Raw genomic sequence first — 17805 nt, forward strand, 5'->3', positions numbered from 1 at the left:
CACTCTGAGTGGCACCCCCCCTAGGGCTGGTCCGGAGGGCACGGATGTGAGATCTCGATCACCCTGCCTGGCGGCTGTGCTCCGGGTGCTTGTGCTCCCAGTCGGTGAGCGCCGGCTCGGGCGTGCGGCGGGCGCGTCCGCGGCGGCGCTCCCGCCACCGGCTCATGGCCCGGCGGATGCCGGAGCTCGCGAGCGTGCCGACCTCGCCAGCGGTCGCGGAGTCGAGGAAGTCCTCGACCTCGCGCTGTGAGGTGGGGCGCCGCAGGGGCTCCTCCACCCGCTCCATGACCAGCAGGAACGCGATCAGCAGCGGAGGGAACAGGATGACGACGAGGGCGACCACGAGAACCTCCTCGGCGGCGTCTTCCGGGCTGGGCGGCCCGGGGGGAGAGACGACGTCCGTCGTTCGGTGGGGGACGTACCCAGCGCGGGGCCGGATCGTGCACCACCGACGAGTATGACCGGCGGTGGGCGTCGGTGCCGACGCCTACCCTGCAGTGCGTGTCCCAGTCCGTCGAGTCCGCCGGCACCTCGATCTACACGCGGCCGGTGCGCGCCCGCCGTCCCGGCCCGGTCGCCCGTCTCGGCGTCGGCGCCTTCGACCCCGCGGAGAGCCCGCTCGCCCGAACCCGGCGGGCCCGCCGGATGGCCCGCGAGCTGGCGGTCATCCACCCCGACGCGCACTGCGAGCTGGACTTCACCACCCCGCTGGAGCTGCTGGTGGCCACCGTGCTGTCCGCGCAGACCACGGACAAGATGGTCAACAAGGTCACCCCGCGGTTGTTCGCCCGGTACCCGACCGCCGCCGACTACGCCGGCGCCGACCGCGCCGAGCTCGAGGAGATCCTGAAGCCGACCGGGTTCTTCCGGGCCAAGGCCAACTCGGTGATCGGGCTGGGGCAGGCGCTGGTCGAGCGGTTCGACGGGGAGGTCCCCGGCCGGCTGGCGGACCTGGTCACCCTGCCCGGCGTGGGGCGCAAGACCGCCAACGTGGTGCTGGGCAACGCCTTCGGCGTCCCGGGGCTCACCGTCGACACCCACTTCGGCCGGCTGGTGCGCCGGTTCGGCTGGACGGCGGAGGAGGACCCGGTCAAGGTCGAGGCGCAGATCGCCGAGATCATCCCGAAGAAGGAGTGGACGATCTTCTCCCACCGGGTGATCTTCCACGGCCGCCGGGTGTGCCACGCCAAGAAGCCGGCGTGCGGCGCGTGCGGGCTGGCTGCCTGGTGCCCGAGCTTCGGCGTCGGGCCGCTCGACCCGGAGGCCGCGGCGAAGCTGGTGAAGTCCCCGGCCGCCTCGGACACCGAGTGAGCCGTCGTCCCCGGGCCCGCGCGGCGCTGCTGACCGGCGCCCTGGCGCTGCTCGCCGGCTGCTCGTCCACCGCCGCCGGCGAGCCGGACGCCGCGCCGGCGAGCACGGCGGTCGCCAACGTCGACACCGGGCTCACCGCCTGCGCCGAGCAGCCCGACCAGCCCGCCGTGACCACCGACCTGTCCGGCATCGCGCTGCCGTGCTTCAGCGGCGGCACCCTGGACTTCGACCGGGCACAGGGGACGCCCACCGTGGTGAATCTCTGGGCGAGCTGGTGCGGCCCGTGCCGGGAGGAGCTGCCGCTGGTCCAGCAGCTGGCCGACGTCGCGGGCGACCGGCTGCGGGTCGTCGGGGTGGCCAGCCAGGACGGCGTTCCGCAGTCGACCTCCTTCGCCGCGGACGCCGACGTGACCTTCCCGAGCGCCTTCGACGGCGACGGGACGGCGATGACCGCGCTCGGGTTCGCGGCGCTGCCGTACACCCTCTTCCTCGCCGCCGACGGGTCGATCGCGCACGTCGAGGTCGGCCAGGTGGAGTCGCTGGCGGAGTTCGAGCAGCTGGTCGGCGAGCACCTGGGCGTGCAGCTGTGAGGCCCGCCGAGGAGCTCACCGGGCTCCCCGAGCACGTCCGGCGGCTGGTCGCCGCCGCGGACGACCTGCCGCTGCAGCACCGGCACGGCCGGCCGTCGGCCAGCGCCCGCCGCTCGGCGGTGCTGATCCTGCTCGGCGACGGCCCGGCCGGGGCCGACGTGCTGCTCATCGAGAAGTCGCCGCACCTGCGCAGCCACGCCGGGCAGCCCGCGTTCCCCGGCGGCGGCGCCGACCCCGGGGACGACTACCCGGTGGGCACCGCGCTGCGGGAGGCGCAGGAGGAGGCCGGGATCGACCCGGCCGGGGTCCGGGTGCTGGTCACGCTGCCCGAGCTGTTCCTCGGGCCGTCGGACAACCTGGTCGTGCCGGTCGTCGGCTGGTGGGACGACCCGCGGGACGTGACCGTCGGCGACCCGCGGGAGGTCGCCCGGGTGGCCCGGGTCCCGCTGGCCGAGCTGGTCGACCCGGCCAACCGGTTCCGCGTGCGGCACCCGTCGGGTTACGTCGGGCCGGCCTTCGGGGTGGCCGACATGGTGGTGTGGGGGTTCACCGCAGGCCTGCTCGACGCCGTCCTGGAGGCCGCCGGGCTCAACCGGCCGTGGGATCACCGCGACGTCCGGCCGCTGGCGGTGCCGCTCTCCGCGGTGGCCGGCGCGGGCGCGGCCGGCGACGAGCCGCTGGACGACGACGTGGCCGACCGCGCCGCGCCGACGGTGGCCGACGACGCCGGACAGCCGGACACCGCGCGTACGGTTCCTGGGCGATGAGCGCAGCTCCCCCCGGGACCCGCCCCGGCCGGCACCCGTCCGCGTCCCGCCGTGCCCGCCTCGGGGCGCTGGTCCTGCTGCTGGCGGTCCTCAGCGGCTGCACCAACCGGGAGCCGACCCTGCCCGAGCCCACCCGCGCCACCGCCGCGGACGTCGGCACGGTCACCACCGACGACGCCGGCGTCCAGGAGGTCATCCTGGAGACCGGCGACGACTACGTCTTCACGCCGGCGACGTTCACCGTGGCGCCGGGGACCGTGCGGGTGACGGTGCGCAACACCGCCGAGCAGATGACCCACAACTTCGAGTTCAGCGAGGGGCAGGGGCCCGCCCCCATCGCCGAGCGGATCCCGGTGCTCGGCCCCGGGCAGAGCGAGACCATCGAGTTCACCGTGACCGCGCCGGGGGACTACCAGTTCGAGTGCACCTTCCACCTCCGGCTCGGTCAGGTGGGCACGATGACGGTCACGGGCTGACCGGGAGATGTCCCTGGTGGACGTCGCGCTCATCGCGCTGGCCCTGCTGTTCGCCCTGTCCGGCTTCCGGCAGGGGCTGATCATCGCCGCGACCTCGTTCGTCGGCTTCTTCGGTGGCGCGGTGCTCGGCGCCCAGCTCTCCGGGCCGCTGGCCGACCAGCTCGCCGAGTCGCCGGTGACCCGGGTGTTCGTCGCCCTCGTCGTGGTGCTCGCCGGAGCCCTGCTGGGCCAGCTGGTCGCGGGGCTGGTCGGCCGGGCGGTGCGCCGGCGGGTCACCTGGGAGCCGGCCCGGATGGTCGACGCCGTGGCCGGGGCGGTGCTGTCCTCGGTCGCCGTCCTCCTCGTCGCCTGGATGGTGGCCACGCCGCTGGCGAGCTCGCCGTTCCCGGGGGTGGCCGGGCAGGTGCGGCAGTCGGCGCTGGTGCAGGCGGTCGACCACGCCGTCCCCGGCAAGGTGCGCACGCTGTACGACTCGCTGCGCGAGGCGATCGACCGGCGTGGCCTGCCCGACGTGCTGGACCCGCTCACGCCCACCCGGGCGCGGGAGGTCCCCGCGCCCGACCCGGCGCTGGAGGCCAGCCCGATCGTCGGGCGGGTGCAGGGCTCGGTGGTGCAGATCCGCGGCATCGCCACCACCTGCTCCCGGCAGATCGACGGGTCCGGTTTCGTCTACGCCCCGCAGCGGGTGATGACCAACGCGCACGTGCTGGCCGGGGTGGACGAGGCGGTGATCACCGCCGAGGGCGAGACCTACGACGCCGTCCCGGTCTTCGTCGACGAGGCGACCGACGTCGCGGTGCTCGCCGTCCCCGGGCTGCCGCAGGTGCCGCTGACCTGGACGCCGACGCCGGTCGACACCGGTGCCGACGCGATCGTCATGGGCTATCCGGGCGGTGGCGGGCTGTACGTCGGGCCGGCGCGGGTGCGGGACCGCGGGGAGATCAGCGGGCCGGACTTCCGGGCGACCGGGACCGTCGAGCGCGAGGTCTACGCCCTCCACGGGCAGGTGCGGGCCGGCAACTCGGGCGGGCCGCTGTTCGCCGCCGACGGCACCGTCCTCGGGGTGGTCTTCGCCTCCGCCATCGACGACCCGGACACCGGCTACGCGCTGACCCGGGCCGAGGTCGCCGTCGCGGCGGACACCGGCGTCGCCGCGACGGCGGCGGTGGACACGGGCGCCTGCGAATAACGGCCCCGTCCAGGGCACCGCCCTGAGCCTGCGAAGGGCGGGGAGGACGGGGTCCTTTCTCACGTCGCCCAGCCGGCGATGGCGGCGGTGACCTCCTCGGCGGCCTCTTCGTGCGGGAAGTGGCCCACCCCCGAGAGCTCCCGCCACTCGTAGGCGCCCGCCACGTAGCGGCCCGAGCCCTGCGCGGTGCGCGGGAGGACGTACGGGTCCGCGACGCCGTGCAGCTGCAGGGTCGGCGCGGTGATCGGCGCGGCCATCCGGCGGGCGAAGCGGAGCCCGTCGGGGCGCAGCTGGGAGCGGCCGGCCCAGCGGTAGTACTCCATCGCGCCGTAGGCCGCCTGCGGGATCCGCGTGGCCGACCGGTACCGCTGCACCGCCTCGGCGAAGTCGGCGGTGTGCACCCACGACGGCCCGGCCCACCGGCGCATCAGCTCGGCGACCGGGTCGTCGTCGGCGCGGGTGAGCCGGCGTTCGGGCAGGCGGGGGAGCTGGAAGCGGAGGGCGTGGGCCAGCGCCCGGCGCTGCCGGCGGTCCACCATCGAGCTGCGCAGCTGGCGGGGGTGCGCGGTGCCGACGACCACCAGCCGGCGCACGCTGCGCGGGTGCAGCGCGGCCATCGTCCAGGCCACCAGGCCGCCCCAGTCGGCGCCGACGACGACGGCGTCCTGCTCCCCGAGGGCGCGCACCACGGCGGCGGCGTCGGCGGCCGCGGTCGGCAGGTCGTAGCCGCGCGGCGGCTTGTCGCTGGCGCCGTAGCCCCGCAGGTCGGGGGCGACGGCCCGCAGCCCGGCCGCGGCCAGGCCGGTCAGCTGCGACCGCCAGGCCCACCAGAACTCGGGGAACCCGTGCAGCAGCAGCACGAGCGGGCCCTCCCCGGCCTCGGCGGCGTGCAGCCGCACCCCGTTGGCCGAGACGTCCCGGTGGGTCCAGGGGCCGGGCAGCAGGACGCTGGTGGCGTCGGGAGGGCCGTCCTCGGGGCTCGTCACCGGCGTCCGGGGATCAGGTGAGGCGGGCGTGCGGGTCCTGCCGGACGACCTGGCCGTTGCGCACGGTGGGGAGGTCGTGCTGCCGCTGGCCGGGCGGCTCCCGGCGGACGACGTCGGGCAGGTCGTGCAGCGTCTCCAGCGTCCGCGCCGGCTTCTCGATCTTCTTGAGCATGCGCAGGCCAATCAGCCCGGCGAGCCCGGCGATCAGCAGGAGCAGCACGAAGACGATCAGGTAGGAGACCCAGCGGACCAGGCCCAGCCAGGTCAGGAACTCGGCCAGCGCGATGAAGAAGAAGACCGCGGCGAAGGCGGCCATGACCCCGGCGACGGCGAAGGAGCCGACGCTGACACCCGCCCGCTTCGCCGAGCTGCCGATCTCGGCCTTCGCCAGCTCGATCTCCGACCGGATGAGGGTGGAGACGTCGGCCATCGCACTGTGCGCGAGGGCGCCGACGGAGGGGTCGGCGGAGGCGGCGGACGATCCCGCCAGCCGGTGCAGCGGTGCGCTGTGGGCCACGGATGGGCTCCTCCCTGATCGGCGCAGGTCAGCGACCCGGCTCGGTGAACTGGGGTTGATCGTGCCGCATGATCGCTCCGGCCGCCGATCCGGACCACCCGGCGGAGGGACGTCCGCGGGAAGGTCTCGGACCGACCCGCCCTGGCGACGCTCGTGCTCTGAGTGCACGGGGCACTCAGAGCACGAGCGTCGTGGATGACGGTCGTGGGGCCCTTTGTCAGTCCTCCGACGACGAGGCCGGCAGGTTGGCGCTGATCAGGTCCATCACCGAGGAGTCGGTGAGCGTGGTGACGTCGCCGAGGTCACGGTTCTCGGCCACGTCCCGCAGCAGGCGGCGCATGATCTTGCCCGAGCGGGTCTTCGGCAGCTCGGCGACCACCATGATCTGCCGGGGCGAGGCGATCGGACCGATCTCCTTGCGGACGTGCTGCCGCAGCGCCTTGACCAGGTCCTCGCCGGAGTCGACGGCGTCCCCGCGCAGGATCACGAACGCGACGATGCCCTGCCCGGTGGTGGGGTCGGTGGCGCCCACCACCGCGGCCTCGGCGACGGTCGGGTGACTGACCAGGGCCGACTCGACCTCGGTGGTGGAGATTCGGTGGCCGGACACGTTCATGACGTCGTCGACCCGGCCGAGCAGCCAGATGTCGCCGTCCTCGTCGAGCTTGGCCCCGTCCCCGGCGAAGTAGATGTCCTGACCGTAGCGCGACCAGTAGGTGTCCTTGTACCGCTCGTCGTCGCCCCAGATCGTGCGGAGCATCGACGGCCACGGCTCGGTGAGCACCAGGTACCCGGTGGCGCCGGGCTCGATCGGGTTGCCCTCCTCGTCGACCACCTTCACGCCGATGCCGGGGAACGGCCGCTGGGCGGAGCCGGGCTTCAGCGTGGTCACACCCGGCAGCGGGTTGACCATGTGGGCACCGGTCTCGGTCTGCCACCAGGTGTCCACGACGGGACAGCGGCCGCCGCCGATGTTCTTGTGGTACCAGAGCCACGCCTCGGGGTTGATCGGCTCACCGACCGAGCCGAGCAGCCGCAGCGAGGAGAGGTCGAAGCCGGCCGGGACGTCCTCGCCCCACTTCATGAAGGTGCGGATCGTGGTCGGGGCGGTGTACAGGATCGTGACGCCGTACTCCTGCACGATCTCCCACCAGCGACCCCGGTGCGGGGTCTCCGGGGTGCCCTCGTACATGATCGAGGTGGCCCGGTTGGAGAGTGGCCCGTAGACGATGTAGCTGTGGCCGGTGACCCAGCCGACGTCGGCCGACGTCCAGAACACGTCGGTGTCGGGCTTGATGTCGAAGCTCGCCCAGTGCGTGTAGCTGACCTGGGTCAGGTAGCCGCCCGAGGTGTGCAGGATCCCCTTGGGCTGGGCCGTCGTCCCGGACGTGTACATGATGTAGAGCGGGTGCTCGGCGTCGAACGCCTCCGCGGTGTGCTCGGTCGACTGGCGGTCGACGAGGTCGGACCACCAGACGTCGCGGCCCTCGGTCATCTCGACGTCCTGCCCGGTGCGCCGGACGACGACCACGGTGCGCACGCCCTCGGTCCTGGGGAGCGCCTCGTCGACGTTGGGCTTGAGCCCGCTGGGCGCGCCCCGCCGGTAGCCGCCGTCAGCGGTGATGACGACCTTCGCGTCCGCGTCGGTGATCCGGCTGGCCAGCGCGTCGGGGGAGAAGCCGCCGAAGACCACCATGTGGACCGCGCCGATCCGGGCGCAGGCCAGCATCGAGACGACGGCCTCCGGGATCATCGGCATGTACAGCGCCACCCGGTCCCCGGCCTGCACGCCGAGCTCGACCAGCGCGTTCGCCGCCTTGCAGACCTCGTCCTTGAGCTGGGCGTAGGTGATCGTGCGGGTGTCCCCGGGCTCACCGATCCAGTGGTAGGCCACCTGCTCGCCGTGCCCCGCGTCGACGTGCCGGTCCACACAGTTGACCGCGACGTTCAGCTTCCCGCCGACGAACCACTTCGCGAACGGCGGGTTGCTCCAGTCCAGCGCCTGGTCCCACTCCTGCGCCCAGTCCAGCCGGCGGGCCTGCTCCTCCCAGAAACCGACCCGATCCGCGGCCGCGCGCTCGTAGACGTCCGGTCCCGCGTTCGCGGCCGCCGCGAGCGCCTCCGGTGGCGGGAACCCGCCCTCGGGCACCTCGCTGGTCAGGCCCTGCGCCTGGGTGCCGGGCTCTGTCTCGCTCATGCGCCACCTCCGCCGTTCCGGGCGCCGCCCCCGAGGCGACGCTGACTCGGGTCCCGACCCTATGGCCCCGGTCACGTCCGCGTCCCGCCGAGGCGCCGCGCGGTCGGCTGGGAGGTCCCCGGCAGACTGGCCGGGTGGACGGCGCAGGGCGGGACGACGGCGCCACGGCGGCGGTCGCGGCGCGGGTGCCCGGGGCGGCCGCGCTCGGGCTGCTGCCCCCGCCGGGTGTGGCCACCGTCCCCGGGACCCTGCTCGCCGACCCGGGCTGGACGGCGGAGGTGCTGGCGGCCCGCGCCGTCCGGGCGGGCACCGCCGACCGGCGGGTGCTGGCGACCGTGTGGTGGTACTCGCTGTCCAGCGTGCTGCTGACCCCGGCGCTCGCCGGGCTGGTCACCGGACGGGTGCTGTCCGGGCGCCTCGAGGACACCGCCGTCCACCTGCTGGCCGGCGCCGCGCCGGTGGCCGCGACGGCGACCGCGGGCCGGGGCGACCTGGCCGGGGAGCTGCGCGGGACCCTCGGTGCCGTGGTCGCCGCGGTGGCCGGGGCCGGCGGCACGCGGGAGCGACCGCTGTGGGCCGTCGCCACCGACTCGCTGGCCAACCGGCTGCTCGCGCTGGGCCGCGCGCTCGGGGACGTGCCCGCCGCGACCGCGCTGGCCGGACCGCTGGCGGCGGCGGTGGGCGCGCCGCTGCCCGCGCCCCGCTACGAGGACGTCGGCGGGGTGCGGTTCACCCGCCGGGCCTCCTGCTGCCTGCTGTACCGCGTGCCGCACGAGGCGCTGTGCACCTCCTGCCCGCGGCGGCCGCCGGCGGAGCGGCGGGTGCTGCTCGAGGACACCGCCGCCCGGATCCGCTGACCTCAGACCGCGTCGAGCTCCGCGGCCCGGATCCGCCGGCTCGGTGTGGGTTCCGCGGCGAGCAGTGCCCGCAGGAACGGCGGGTCCGGCTCGTCGCCGAACGCCGCCCGGGCGACCTCGACCGGCGGGTGCCCCGCCGCGGCCAGGACGGTGCGCCCGGCGGCCTCCATCGCCTGCCGCTCCCAGCGGATCGTCCACGCGCCGATCGGGTACGCCAGCAGCACGGTGATCCACAGCCACGGCACGGCCGAGGCGAGCGCGAACAGCAGGACCACGTACACCACGAACAGGACGACGAGCCCGATGCCGCCCAGCCGGTGGCGCCGCGCCGGCTCCGGTGACACCCAGCGCCCGAGGCACGCCGCGAGGTGCCAGAACTGGCGGGCCGGGCCGGCGGTCAGCAGGGACCGCGGCACGGACACGATCCGCTCGCCGTCGGCCTCGCGGGACTGGGGCAGCCGTTCCTGCGTCCGTGGCTGGTCGACCACCAGCCGCGGGACCGGCAGGCCGGACGCCTCGGCCAGCAGGCGCAACCGGTCCTCGAGCGTCGCGGCCGCGGGTTCCTCGTGGGTGCTCATCCCCTGCAGCATGACGCGTGGTCAGGGCAGGAAGAGCATCGCGTCGCCGAACTCGTGCCACAGGTAGCCGCCGCGCACCGCCTCCGCGTAGGCGCGCTCGACCAGGTCGGCGCCCGCCACCGCCTCGAGCAGCTCCAGGTGGCTCGCCGCGGGGGCGTGCAGCCCGGTGACCAGGCCGGTGACCACCCGGGCCGGGCGCTCGGCGCCGAGCACCAGGTCGGTCCAGCCGGCGGCCGGGCGGGTCTCGCCGTTCTCGCCGGTGGCGCTCTCCAGCGCGCGGGTGACCGTGGTGCCCACCGCGACCACCCGGCCGCCCGCGCGCCGGGTCGTGCCCACCAGCCGGGCGGTGACCTCGGGCACGGCAAAGCGCTCCGGGGCCGGCGGCTCGTGCGCCTCCGGGCTGCTGACCCCGGTGTGCAGGGTCAGCGGTGCGACGACGACGCCGCGGGCCATCAGCCGGACCAGCAGCCGCTCGCTGAAGGGACGGCCGGCGCTGGCCATCTCGGCGCTGCCGAACTCGGTGGCGTAGACGTTCTGGTAGGCATCCAGCGGGAAGTCGCCGGTCACGTACCCGTACCGGACGGGCCGGCCGTGCCGGGCGAGGAACGCCGCGGCCGGGGCCCGGGGGGTGACCTCCGCCCGCCACAGGCGCCCGGGGCGGACCGGGTCCGGGAACCCGGCGCGCAGCACCAGCCGGTGCCCGCCGGGCAGGCTCAGCTCGGCTCCGGGCTCGCCGCCGAGGTCGGGCCCGGAGTTGTCCGGCCGGCGCACCTCGACGACCCAGCTGCCGTCGTCCAGCTCGGTCGAGACGTGCAGCGGCACCACGACGCCGTCGGCCCGCCGGGCGTCCAGCCGCGCGGGCAGCGTGCCGGAGGTGTTGACGACCACGAGGTCGCCGGGCCGCAGCAGCAGCGGGAGGTCGCGGAACAGCGTGTGCCGGACCTCGCCGGGGCCGACCGCCATGAGGCGGACCTCGTCGCGGCTCCGGCCGGACCACTCCGCCGGCGCGGTCGCCTCCCGGTCCGGGGGGAGGGTGAACCGCGGGGTCACCGGCCGGCCCCCGCGGGGAGCAGGTCGGCGGCGCGGTGGCGGCCGCTGGGCAGCCGCTCCGCCACGAGCCGGAGCAGGGCCGGAACGACGGTCTCCGGAGCCGGCCGGTCGCTGACGTCCTCGCCGGGGAACGCGGCCTGCTGCATGTCGGTGGCCATGTCTCCGGGGTCGACCGCCCACACCCGCAGGTCCGGGTGCTCGGCGGCGAGGACGGCGGTCAGCTGGTCGAGGGCGGCCTTGCTCGTGCCGTAGCCGCCCCAGCCCGGATAGGCCTCGACGGCGGCGTCGGAGCTGATCGCCAGGACGCGGCCGCCGGCCCGGGTGAGCGCCGGGAGGAGCAGCTGGGTGAGCCCGAGCGGGGCGACCACGTTGACGTGCAGCACCTGGGTGAACGCGTTCAGGGGCAGGTCGGCCAGCGGTGGGAGCGGGCTGGGCCCGAGGTCGCTGGCGTTGTGCACCAGCAGGTCCAGCCGGTCGCCCACGGCGTCGGCGAGCGCGGCCCGGTGGGCGGGGTCGGCGACGTCGCCGGCCAGCGCGGTGACCAGGCCGCGGGAGGGGAGGCCGGTGACGGCGGCGGCCAGCCGGTCGCCGTCCCGGGCGTCGAGGACGAGGCGCCACCCGCGGGCGGCGAGCTCGGTGGCGAGAGCCCGGCCGAGGCCGCGGGAGGCGCCGGTGACGAGTGCGGTGGAGGTGTGCATGGGGCTACGCTCGGACATAAAGTCGACTTGAGGTCAAGGGGGTCGACCGTGCAACTGCTGACGATCGGTCAGGTGTCCGCGCGCTCGGGGGTGGCGCCCTCGGCGCTGCGCTACTACGAGCAGCAGGGGCTGGTCACGGCCACGCGCACCGGCGGCGGGGCGCGGAGGTTCCCCCGGAGCGTGCTCCGCCGGCTGGCGTTCGTGCGCGCCGCGCAGAACGTCGGGCTCTCGCTCACCGAGATCCGCGCCGCACTAAACACGCTGCCCGGCGAGCGACCTCCCACGGCGGCGGACTGGGCCCGGCTGTCCCGCGGCTGGCGCGACCGGCTCGACGCACAGATCGCCGCACTCACCCAGCTGCGCGACGGGCTGGACTCCTGCATCGGCTGCGGGTGCCTGTCGCTGGACCGGTGCGCGCTGTCCAACCCGGGGGACGTGGCGAGCCGGGAGGGCGCCGGCGCCCGGTGGCTGTCGCCGCTGCTGCGCCGGGTCCCGCCCACGTCGAACGCGGGCTGAGCGGCCTCAGCCGCGCGGCAGCCGCGCGGCCATCGCCGCGCGCAGCTCGTCGAGGCCCTCGCCGGTCCGGGCCGAGACCGGCACGGCGCCGGGGTGGGCGCGGCGCAGCGCCGCCACGCACTCCGGCGGCGCCACGTCGACCTTGTTGAGCGCCAGCAGCTCGGGATGGTCCCGCGCGCCGATCTCGGTGAGCACCCCGCGCACCGTCTCCACCTGGGCCGCGGCGTCCGGCGCGGAGGCGTCGACGACGTGCACCACCAGGCCGGCGTCGACGACCTCCTCCAGCGTGGGCCGGAACGCGTCGACGAGCTCGTGCGGCAGGTGCCGGACCAGGCCCACGGTGTCGGTGACCGTCACCGTCCGGTCGTCGGGGAGCCGGGTGCGCCGCAGGGTCGGATCGACGGTCGCGAACAGCGCGTCCCCGACCGGGACGTCCGCACCGGTCAGCCGGTTGAGCAGCGCGGACTTGCCGGCGTTCGTGTACCCGGTCAGCGCGACCGAGGGCACCCGCGAGCGGCGGCGGCCGAAGCGGGTCCGCTGCCGGCGCCGGCCGATGTCGGCGACCTGCCGGCGCAGCAGGGCCATGCGGCGGCGCAGGTGCCGGAGCTGGCTCTCCAGGCGCTGCTCCCCGGAGGCTCGGGCACCGGTGCCCTGCCCGCGCAGCCGGGGCAGTTGGTAGGCGAGCTGGGCGAGCTCCACCTGCGCCTTGCCCTCACTGCTGCGGGCGTGCTGGGCGAAGATGTCCAGGATCAGCGCCACCCGGTCCACCACCCGGGCGCCGACCCGCTCCTCGAGGTTGCGCGTCTGCGCGGGGCTGAGCTCGCCGTCGGCGATGACCATCCCGGCGTCCCGGTCGCGCACCAGGTCGGCCAGCCGGTCCACCTCGCCCGCGCCGAGGTACGTCGCCGGGTCGGGCTCGTCCCGGGGCTGGGTGATCCGGCCGACGACGGCCACCCCGTCGGTCTCGGCCAGCCGCTCCAGCTCGTCCAGGCCGCCGGACCCGCTCTCGTCGGCGTCCAGGCCGAGCAGGACGGCACGCGCCGGGTCCTCGCCGTCCTGCCGCGTCGCCGGGGCGCCGGTGTCCGGCAGGCCGGTGCCGCTCGAGCGGACGAGCCAGGATCCGGGCACCGCTGCCCCCTCTGCGCCAGTGACCGGGAGGGCGGCTGTGCTCGCCGCCGACGCCCGCGGGCGCCCGGTGGCACCAGGGTCGCCGCGCAGGGCGTCGGCTGCCACCCGAGGGCTCAGGCCGAGGCGGAGCCCGGTGGCCGGCGGTGCTGGTCGGCGACCCGGGGGAAGGGGGAGGTGGAGAAGACCGCCTCCACCGGGACGCCGAAGAAGGTCGCGATCCGCAGCGCGAGGTGCAGGCTCGGGTTGTACTCGCCGCGCTCCAGGTAGCCGACCGTCTGGTAGTGGACGCCGAGGGCGTCGGCCAGCTCCCGCCGGCTCACGCCCTGCTCGGCGCGGAGCACCGCGATCCGGTTGTGGACGCCGTCGGTCACCTCACCCACTGCAGCGCAGCCTCCCGTGCGGCCTGCACCTGGGAGCCCGACTGCCGCCGGGCCATCCGGCGCAGCACCCGCGGTGCGACGAGGCAGCCCGCCACGGCCCACGTGGCCAGCACCAGCACGGCGAGCCCCGGGCGCCACACCTCGCCGAGCTCGCCCGCGGCCGCCGCGTCGGGCAGGAACGCCCAGCGCAGCCCGTGGCCCAGCCAGTAGACCGGGAACAGCTGCGCCACCGCCTGCACCCAGCCCCACAGGGCCTGCACCGGCGCGAGGATCCCGGAGATGCCGACCAGGACCAGGATCGGGAGCATCCCCCAGGTGCCCATCTTCTGGACGCTGGGGACGGCCGCGCCGAGGACCATCCCCCAGGGCAGCGTGGCCAGCAGACCGAGCACGACCAGCCCCAGCACGGTCGCCCAGCCGGCCGCCCCGCGGTGCATCAGGTCGTCGAAGAGCAGCAGCGCGGGCAGGAGCACCACCAGCAGGCTGGGGGCCAGGGACAGCGACTGCATGGTCAGCTGGCCGGTGACGTAGCCGGGCATCCCGTGCGGGAGCGCCTTGTGGCGGAGCAGCGTGCCGTCCTCCCGCTCCATGGCGAGCGAGTACGCGGGCCCGATGACCACGCCGAAGGTGAGGAAGCCGCCGAGGATGCTGGGCAGCGCGAAGCTGGGGTACAGCAGGCCGCTGTCGCCGACCTCGTCGTTCCGGTTGAACCACAGCCAGGCCAGCGTGACCAGCCCGGTGAACAGGTAGAAGCCCTGGTCCTGCGGGCTGCGCAGGCTCTGCAGGAACTCCGTCCAGCCGCGCCGCAGGCCCTGCCGGACCGCGTTCCGGGTGGGGTTCACCGGGTCACCTCCGCGAGCTCGCCCGGGCGGGTGGCGGACTCGAACCGCTGCACCATCGCCAGGTAGGTGTCCTCCAGGCCGGCCCGCCGCACCTCCAGGTCGGTGAGCTCGTCGCCGTGCTGGGCCAGCAGTTGCCGGACGAAGGGCACCGGCGCGGCGGTGGGGTGCACGAACACCTCGCCGTCGCAGGTCCAGCGCACCTCGCTGCGCCCGGCGACCTCGCGGGCCAGCGCGTCGGGGCTGCCGTCGGCGACGATCCGCCCGTCGGTCAGGATCAGGATGCGGTCGGCCAACCGCTCGGCCTCGGCCAGGTCATGCGTGGTGAGCAGGATGGTCGTGCCCTCCAGGTCCGAGAGCCGGTGCACCAGGTCGTGGAAGTCCCGGCGGGCCTGCGGGTCGAAGCCGGCGGTGGGCTCGTCGAGGAACAGCAGCTCGGGGCGGCCGATGATGCCGACGGCGACGTCGAGGCGCCGCCGCTGCCCCCCGGAGAGGGTCGCGATCTTGCGGTCGGCGCCGTCGGTCAGGCCGACGGTGTCCAGCAGCCACTCCACGTCGTAGGGGCGCGGGTGCTCGGCGGTCGCGTACGGCGCGTAGTAGCCGCCCAGGTAGCCGAGCAGGCGGCGCGGTGTCCACCGCGGGTGGTCCCGCCAGGACTGGAGCACCACGCCGACCCGGGCCCGCCAGGCGTCGTCGGCGGTGGCCGGGTCGGCGCCGAGCACCCGGACGGTGCCGGCGGAGGGCAGCCGGAAGCCCTCCAGCACCTCGATCGTCGTCGTCTTGCCGGCGCCGTTCGGCCCGAGCAGGCAGACGACCTCACCGGGGTGGACGTCGAAGTGGACCCCGGTGAGGACCTCGTGCGTCCCGTAGCTCATCTGCAGGTCGCGGACGGCGACGACCGGCTCGGCGGACGGGGGGATCGTCGGCATCGGGCACTCCTGTCGCCGCGGCGGGTGCCCGAGATAGTAGGAGTGCTACATCCCGTAGCACCAGTGCTGTCAGCGCGGGACGGTGTCGTGGAGGAACCCGGCCGGCGCGGCCGGGGTCATCGGTGGCTCAGCGCGCAGCGCCGAGGGAGACGACGTCCCCGACGACCCAGACCGCCGGCGGGCGGACGCCCTCGTCGGCGATCGTCCGGGGCAGCCCGGCGAGCGTGGTGCGCAGCGTGCGCTGGGTGGGGGTCGCCCCGTCGGTGACGACGGCGACCGGCGTCCGCGGGTCCCGGCCGTGCTCGACCAGCGACGCGGCGATCGCGGCGGCGGTGTCGACGCCCATGAGCACCACGACGGTCCCGCGCAGCCGGCCGAGCGCGGCCCAGTCGACCAGCGACTGCGGGTGCCCCGGCGGCACGTGCCCGGAGACGACGACGAACTCGTGGGTCATCCCGCGGTGGGTGACCGGGATGCCGGCCAGCCCGGGGACGGCGATCGCACTGGTCACGCCGGGCACCACCTCCACCGGGACGCCGGCGGCCGCGCAGGCCTCGACCTCCTCCCAGCCGCGGCCGAAGACGAACGGGTCGCCGCCCTTGAGCCGCACGACCCGGCGACCGGCCTGCGCGTGCGCGACCAGCAGCTCGTTGATCTGCTCCTGCGCCATCGACCGGCCGCGCGGCAGCTTGGAGGCGTCGATGACCTCGACCCCGGCGGGCAGCGAGGCCAGCAGCGCCTGCGGGGCGAGGTGGTCGGCGACGACGACGTCGGCGGTGGCGACCGCCTGCCGGCCGCGCACGGTGACCAGCCCCGGGTCGCCCGGGCCACCGCCGACGAGCACGACGCTGCCGGGCGCATCGGCCGGCGCGCGGGAGGTCCGGTCGGCGATCGAGCCGTCGGTCAGCCCGGCGAGCACCGCGTCCCGCACGCTGACCGCCCGCTGCGGGTCCCCGCCGCCGTGCACACCCACCACGAGGTCGCCCTGCCGGCCGACGGCGGGGGTCCACACGCTGGAGGCGGCGCGGTCGTCGGCGCGCGCGCAGAAGACCCGGGCGCGCTCGGCCTCGGCGGCGACCGCCGCGTTGACCGCCGGGTCGTCGGTGGCGGCGACGGCGTACCAGGTGCCGGCCAGGTCGCCGTCGGCGTAGCGGCGGGCGTGCCAGGTGACCGCGCCAGGGCCGACCAGCGCCTCCAGGGCCGGGGTCACCTCGGGGCTGACCACGGTGATGTCGGCGCCGGCCTCGAGCAGGCCGGCGACCCGTCGGTGGGCGACCTGGCCGCCGCCCACGACGACGACCCGGCGCCCGGAGAGCCGCAGGCCGACCGGGTAGACGGCTGCCGAGCGGGGGTCGGGCGTGGTCATCAGCTCTTTCCTGGGCCGCCGGCCGACGGGGTGCCGGACCGGTCAAGGATCGCAGCCAGGTCCGCGGCGAACGCACGCGAGGTCGCCGGGTCCCGGACGGCGACGCGCAGGTGGTCCGCCGTCAGGCCGGGGAACGTGTCGCCGCGGCGCACCGCCCAGCCCGCGGCCCGCAGCCGCTCGCGGACCTGCGCTCCGCCGGGGACCCGGAGCAGGACGAACGACGACCGGGGCTCGCCGACCACCGCCGCCCGGGCCGGCAGGGCGTCGAGCAGCGCGGCCCGGTGCGCGGCCAGCTGGTGCGCGACCGCCTCGGCCTCGGCCCGCGCGGCGGGGGAGGTGCAGGCGGTCAGCGCGGCCAGCGCGGGGGTCGACACCGGCCAGTGCGGCTGCCGGGCGGCGAGCCGGGCGACCAGGTCGGCCGGACCGAGGGCGTAGCCGACCCGCAGCCCGGCGAGCCCCCAGGTCTTGGTCAGGCTGCGCACCACGAGCAGGCCCGGGAGGTCCCGCCGTCCGGCCAGCGACTCCGGCTCGCCCGGGACGGTGTCGGCGAACGCCTCGTCGACCAGCAGCACCCGGCCCGGGCGGGCGAGGGCGGCGACGTCCGGCGCGGGGTGCAGCACCGAGGTGGGGTTGGTCGGGTTGCCGAGCACCACCAGGTCGGCGTCGTCCGGCACGCTGCGCAGCCGGTACCCGGGCGGCGCCAGCAGCAGCCGCTCGACCGGGTGGCCGGCGGCGCGCAGCGCGGCCTCCGGCTCGGTGAACGACGGGTGGACGACGACCGCGCGGCGCGGGGTGAGCGCCCGGGCGACGAGGGTGAACGCCTCCGCGGCACCGGCGGTGAGCAGCACCTCGTCCGGCTGGCGCCCGTGCGCCGCGGCGACCGCGGCCCGCGCGGAGCGGTCGTCGGGATAGGCGGCGCTGTCGTCCAGCGCCTCGTGCAGCACCGCGCGGAGCCAGCCCGGAGGTGCGCCGGCGCGGACGTTGACCGCGAGGTCGGTGAGCCCCGGCGCGACCTCCGCGTCCCCGTGGTGCCCCAGGTCGACGTGCCGGGCCACCGCGACGGTGACCCGGCCGTGCGCCGTCTTGCCGACGACGAGCTCCCCGCCGCCGAGCAGCGCCGCCGCCTCGGCCACCGAGGGGGTGCCGACCGCGGCGGCGACCCGGCTCGAGGGCGCGGGGACCGGGACCGCGGCCAGCGCCGCCGCGGGGTGCCCGGTCAGCTCCCAGCCGCGCTGACGGGCGGCCGCCCGCAGTCCCGGCTCGGCGGCCCGGGCGTCGAGGGTGGCCAGGGTGACGCCGTCCGCCCCGTCCGGCAGGACGGCGTCGACCGCGGCCAGCACCTCGTCGGCGGCCACCTCGTGGCAGGCCCCGACGCCCACGGTGATCACGAGCCCGCCTCGCTGGCGCTCGGCCAGCCGGTGCTCAGTGATG

The 17805-nt window shown here is 76.1% G+C and carries 20 protein-coding genes; 7 read left to right on the plus strand and 13 right to left on the minus strand.

Annotated elements, in window-relative coordinates; genetic code table 11:
• Nucleotides 1–58: 58 nt before the first annotated feature.
• Nucleotides 59–343, minus strand: a complete 285-nt coding sequence (locus HK417_RS00825) for a hypothetical protein (protein WP_222262347.1) — start codon at nt 341–343, stop codon at nt 59–61.
• 158 nt (nt 344–501) lie between these two features.
• Between HK417_RS00825 and nth the strand changes: the two genes are divergently transcribed.
• Genes nth through HK417_RS00850 form a run of 5 tightly spaced genes read left to right on the plus strand, consistent with a single transcriptional unit; the run spans nt 502 to nt 4333 of the window.
• The gene (gene nth / locus HK417_RS00830; RefSeq protein ID WP_222262349.1) at nt 502–1311 is read left to right on the plus strand and encodes an endonuclease III; all 810 of its coding nucleotides are present in this window, start codon (nt 502–504) and stop codon (nt 1309–1311) included.
• Nucleotides 1308–1901: a TlpA family protein disulfide reductase gene (locus HK417_RS00835; protein ID WP_222262351.1), complete on the plus strand. Its 594-nt coding sequence runs from the start codon at nt 1308–1310 to the stop codon at nt 1899–1901. The genes nth and HK417_RS00835 overlap by 4 nt, the downstream gene beginning before the upstream one ends.
• Nucleotides 1898–2668, plus strand: a complete 771-nt coding sequence (locus tag HK417_RS00840; protein ID WP_222262353.1) for an NUDIX hydrolase — start codon at nt 1898–1900, stop codon at nt 2666–2668. The genes HK417_RS00835 and HK417_RS00840 overlap by 4 nt, the downstream gene beginning before the upstream one ends.
• Nucleotides 2665–3144, plus strand: coding sequence for a plastocyanin/azurin family copper-binding protein (locus HK417_RS00845; protein ID WP_222262355.1), 480 nt, complete (start codon nt 2665–2667; stop codon nt 3142–3144). Before HK417_RS00840 ends, HK417_RS00845 begins: the two co-directional genes overlap by 4 nt.
• Nucleotides 3145–3151: 7 nt before the next feature.
• The gene (locus HK417_RS00850) at nt 3152–4333 is read left to right on the plus strand and encodes a MarP family serine protease (RefSeq protein WP_222262357.1); all 1182 of its coding nucleotides are present in this window, start codon (nt 3152–3154) and stop codon (nt 4331–4333) included.
• A gap of 59 nt (nt 4334–4392) precedes the next feature.
• Here HK417_RS00850 and HK417_RS00855 read toward each other — a convergent pair whose 3' ends face one another.
• From HK417_RS00855 to acs, 3 genes are all read right to left on the minus strand, one after another.
• Nucleotides 4393–5319, minus strand: a complete 927-nt coding sequence (locus tag HK417_RS00855) for an alpha/beta fold hydrolase (protein ID WP_222262359.1) — start codon at nt 5317–5319, stop codon at nt 4393–4395.
• Between the two features lie 13 nt (nt 5320–5332).
• Complete coding sequence (locus HK417_RS00860) at nt 5333–5836, minus strand: phage holin family protein (protein WP_222262361.1); 504 nt, start codon at nt 5834–5836, stop codon at nt 5333–5335.
• 217 nt (nt 5837–6053) lie between these two features.
• A complete protein-coding gene (acs, locus tag HK417_RS00865; protein ID WP_222262363.1) occupies nt 6054–8033 on the minus strand; it encodes an acetate--CoA ligase in 1980 nt (659 codons plus the stop codon).
• A gap of 134 nt (nt 8034–8167) precedes the next feature.
• Here acs and HK417_RS00870 point away from each other — a divergent pair, with 134 nt between their 5' ends.
• Nucleotides 8168–8890 carry a (2Fe-2S)-binding protein gene (locus HK417_RS00870; RefSeq protein WP_222262366.1) on the plus strand — a complete coding sequence of 241 codons (723 nt, stop codon included), beginning with the start codon at nt 8168–8170 and terminating at the stop codon, nt 8888–8890.
• A gap of 2 nt (nt 8891–8892) precedes the next feature.
• On the opposite strand, the gene HK417_RS00875 is transcribed toward HK417_RS00870, so the two are convergent.
• Genes HK417_RS00875 through HK417_RS00885 form a run of 3 tightly spaced genes read right to left on the minus strand, consistent with a single transcriptional unit; the run spans nt 8893 to nt 11216 of the window.
• The gene (locus HK417_RS00875) at nt 8893–9468 is read right to left on the minus strand and encodes a hypothetical protein (protein ID WP_222262368.1); all 576 of its coding nucleotides are present in this window, start codon (nt 9466–9468) and stop codon (nt 8893–8895) included.
• A gap of 21 nt (nt 9469–9489) precedes the next feature.
• Nucleotides 9490–10518: an S-adenosylmethionine:tRNA ribosyltransferase-isomerase gene (locus tag HK417_RS00880; protein ID WP_222262370.1), complete on the minus strand. Its 1029-nt coding sequence runs from the start codon at nt 10516–10518 to the stop codon at nt 9490–9492.
• Nucleotides 10515–11216 carry an SDR family NAD(P)-dependent oxidoreductase gene (locus HK417_RS00885; RefSeq protein ID WP_222262372.1) on the minus strand — a complete coding sequence of 234 codons (702 nt, stop codon included), beginning with the start codon at nt 11214–11216 and terminating at the stop codon, nt 10515–10517. The genes HK417_RS00880 and HK417_RS00885 overlap by 4 nt, the downstream gene beginning before the upstream one ends.
• A 48-nt stretch (nt 11217–11264) precedes the next feature.
• Between HK417_RS00885 and soxR the strand changes: the two genes are divergently transcribed.
• Nucleotides 11265–11732, plus strand: coding sequence for a redox-sensitive transcriptional activator SoxR (gene soxR / locus HK417_RS00890; protein ID WP_222262374.1), 468 nt, complete (start codon nt 11265–11267; stop codon nt 11730–11732).
• A 6-nt stretch (nt 11733–11738) separates the two neighbouring features.
• Here soxR and hflX read toward each other — a convergent pair whose 3' ends face one another.
• The 6 genes from hflX to cobC form a co-directional block, all read right to left on the minus strand.
• Nucleotides 11739–12860, minus strand: a complete 1122-nt coding sequence (gene hflX / locus HK417_RS00895) for a GTPase HflX (RefSeq protein ID WP_222262376.1) — start codon at nt 12858–12860, stop codon at nt 11739–11741.
• A 113-nt stretch (nt 12861–12973) separates the two neighbouring features.
• Nucleotides 12974–13231: a helix-turn-helix transcriptional regulator gene (locus HK417_RS00900; protein ID WP_222262378.1), complete on the minus strand. Its 258-nt coding sequence runs from the start codon at nt 13229–13231 to the stop codon at nt 12974–12976.
• The gene (locus HK417_RS00905; RefSeq protein WP_222262380.1) at nt 13228–14082 is read right to left on the minus strand and encodes an ABC transporter permease; all 855 of its coding nucleotides are present in this window, start codon (nt 14080–14082) and stop codon (nt 13228–13230) included. Before HK417_RS00905 ends, HK417_RS00900 begins: the two co-directional genes overlap by 4 nt.
• Nucleotides 14079–15008 carry an ABC transporter ATP-binding protein gene (locus HK417_RS00910; protein WP_261325565.1) on the minus strand — a complete coding sequence of 310 codons (930 nt, stop codon included), beginning with the start codon at nt 15006–15008 and terminating at the stop codon, nt 14079–14081. The genes HK417_RS00905 and HK417_RS00910 overlap by 4 nt, the downstream gene beginning before the upstream one ends.
• A 127-nt stretch (nt 15009–15135) precedes the next feature.
• The gene (cobA, locus tag HK417_RS00915) at nt 15136–16374 is read right to left on the minus strand and encodes a uroporphyrinogen-III C-methyltransferase (protein WP_222262382.1); all 1239 of its coding nucleotides are present in this window, start codon (nt 16372–16374) and stop codon (nt 15136–15138) included.
• The gene (cobC, locus tag HK417_RS00920) at nt 16374–17762 is read right to left on the minus strand and encodes an Rv2231c family pyridoxal phosphate-dependent protein CobC (protein WP_308123286.1); all 1389 of its coding nucleotides are present in this window, start codon (nt 17760–17762) and stop codon (nt 16374–16376) included. The genes cobA and cobC overlap by 1 nt, the downstream gene beginning before the upstream one ends.
• Nucleotides 17763–17805: the final 43 nt, after the last annotated feature.

It is taken from the genome of Modestobacter marinus (genome assembly GCF_019799945.1).
Taxonomy (GTDB): Bacteria; Actinomycetota; Actinomycetes; order Mycobacteriales; family Geodermatophilaceae; genus Modestobacter; species Modestobacter marinus_B.

Coding starts and splice junctions, on each gene's coding strand:
- HK417_RS00845 (WP_222262355.1), top strand. CDS start 2,665: ATGAGCGCAGCTCCCCCCGGGACCCGCCCCGGCCGGCACCCGTCCGCG.
- HK417_RS00850 (WP_222262357.1), top strand. CDS start 3,152: ATGTCCCTGGTGGACGTCGCGCTCATCGCGCTGGCCCTGCTGTTCGCC.
- acs (WP_222262363.1), bottom strand. CDS start 8,033: ATGAGCGAGACAGAGCCCGGCACCCAGGCGCAGGGCCTGACCAGCGAG.
- HK417_RS00875 (WP_222262368.1), bottom strand. CDS start 9,468: ATGAGCACCCACGAGGAACCCGCGGCCGCGACGCTCGAGGACCGGTTG.
- HK417_RS00885 (WP_222262372.1), bottom strand. CDS start 11,216: ATGCACACCTCCACCGCACTCGTCACCGGCGCCTCCCGCGGCCTCGGC.
- HK417_RS00910 (WP_261325565.1), bottom strand. CDS start 15,008: ATGCCGACGATCCCCCCGTCCGCCGAGCCGGTCGTCGCCGTCCGCGAC.
- cobA (WP_222262382.1), bottom strand. CDS start 16,374: ATGACCACGCCCGACCCCCGCTCGGCAGCCGTCTACCCGGTCGGCCTG.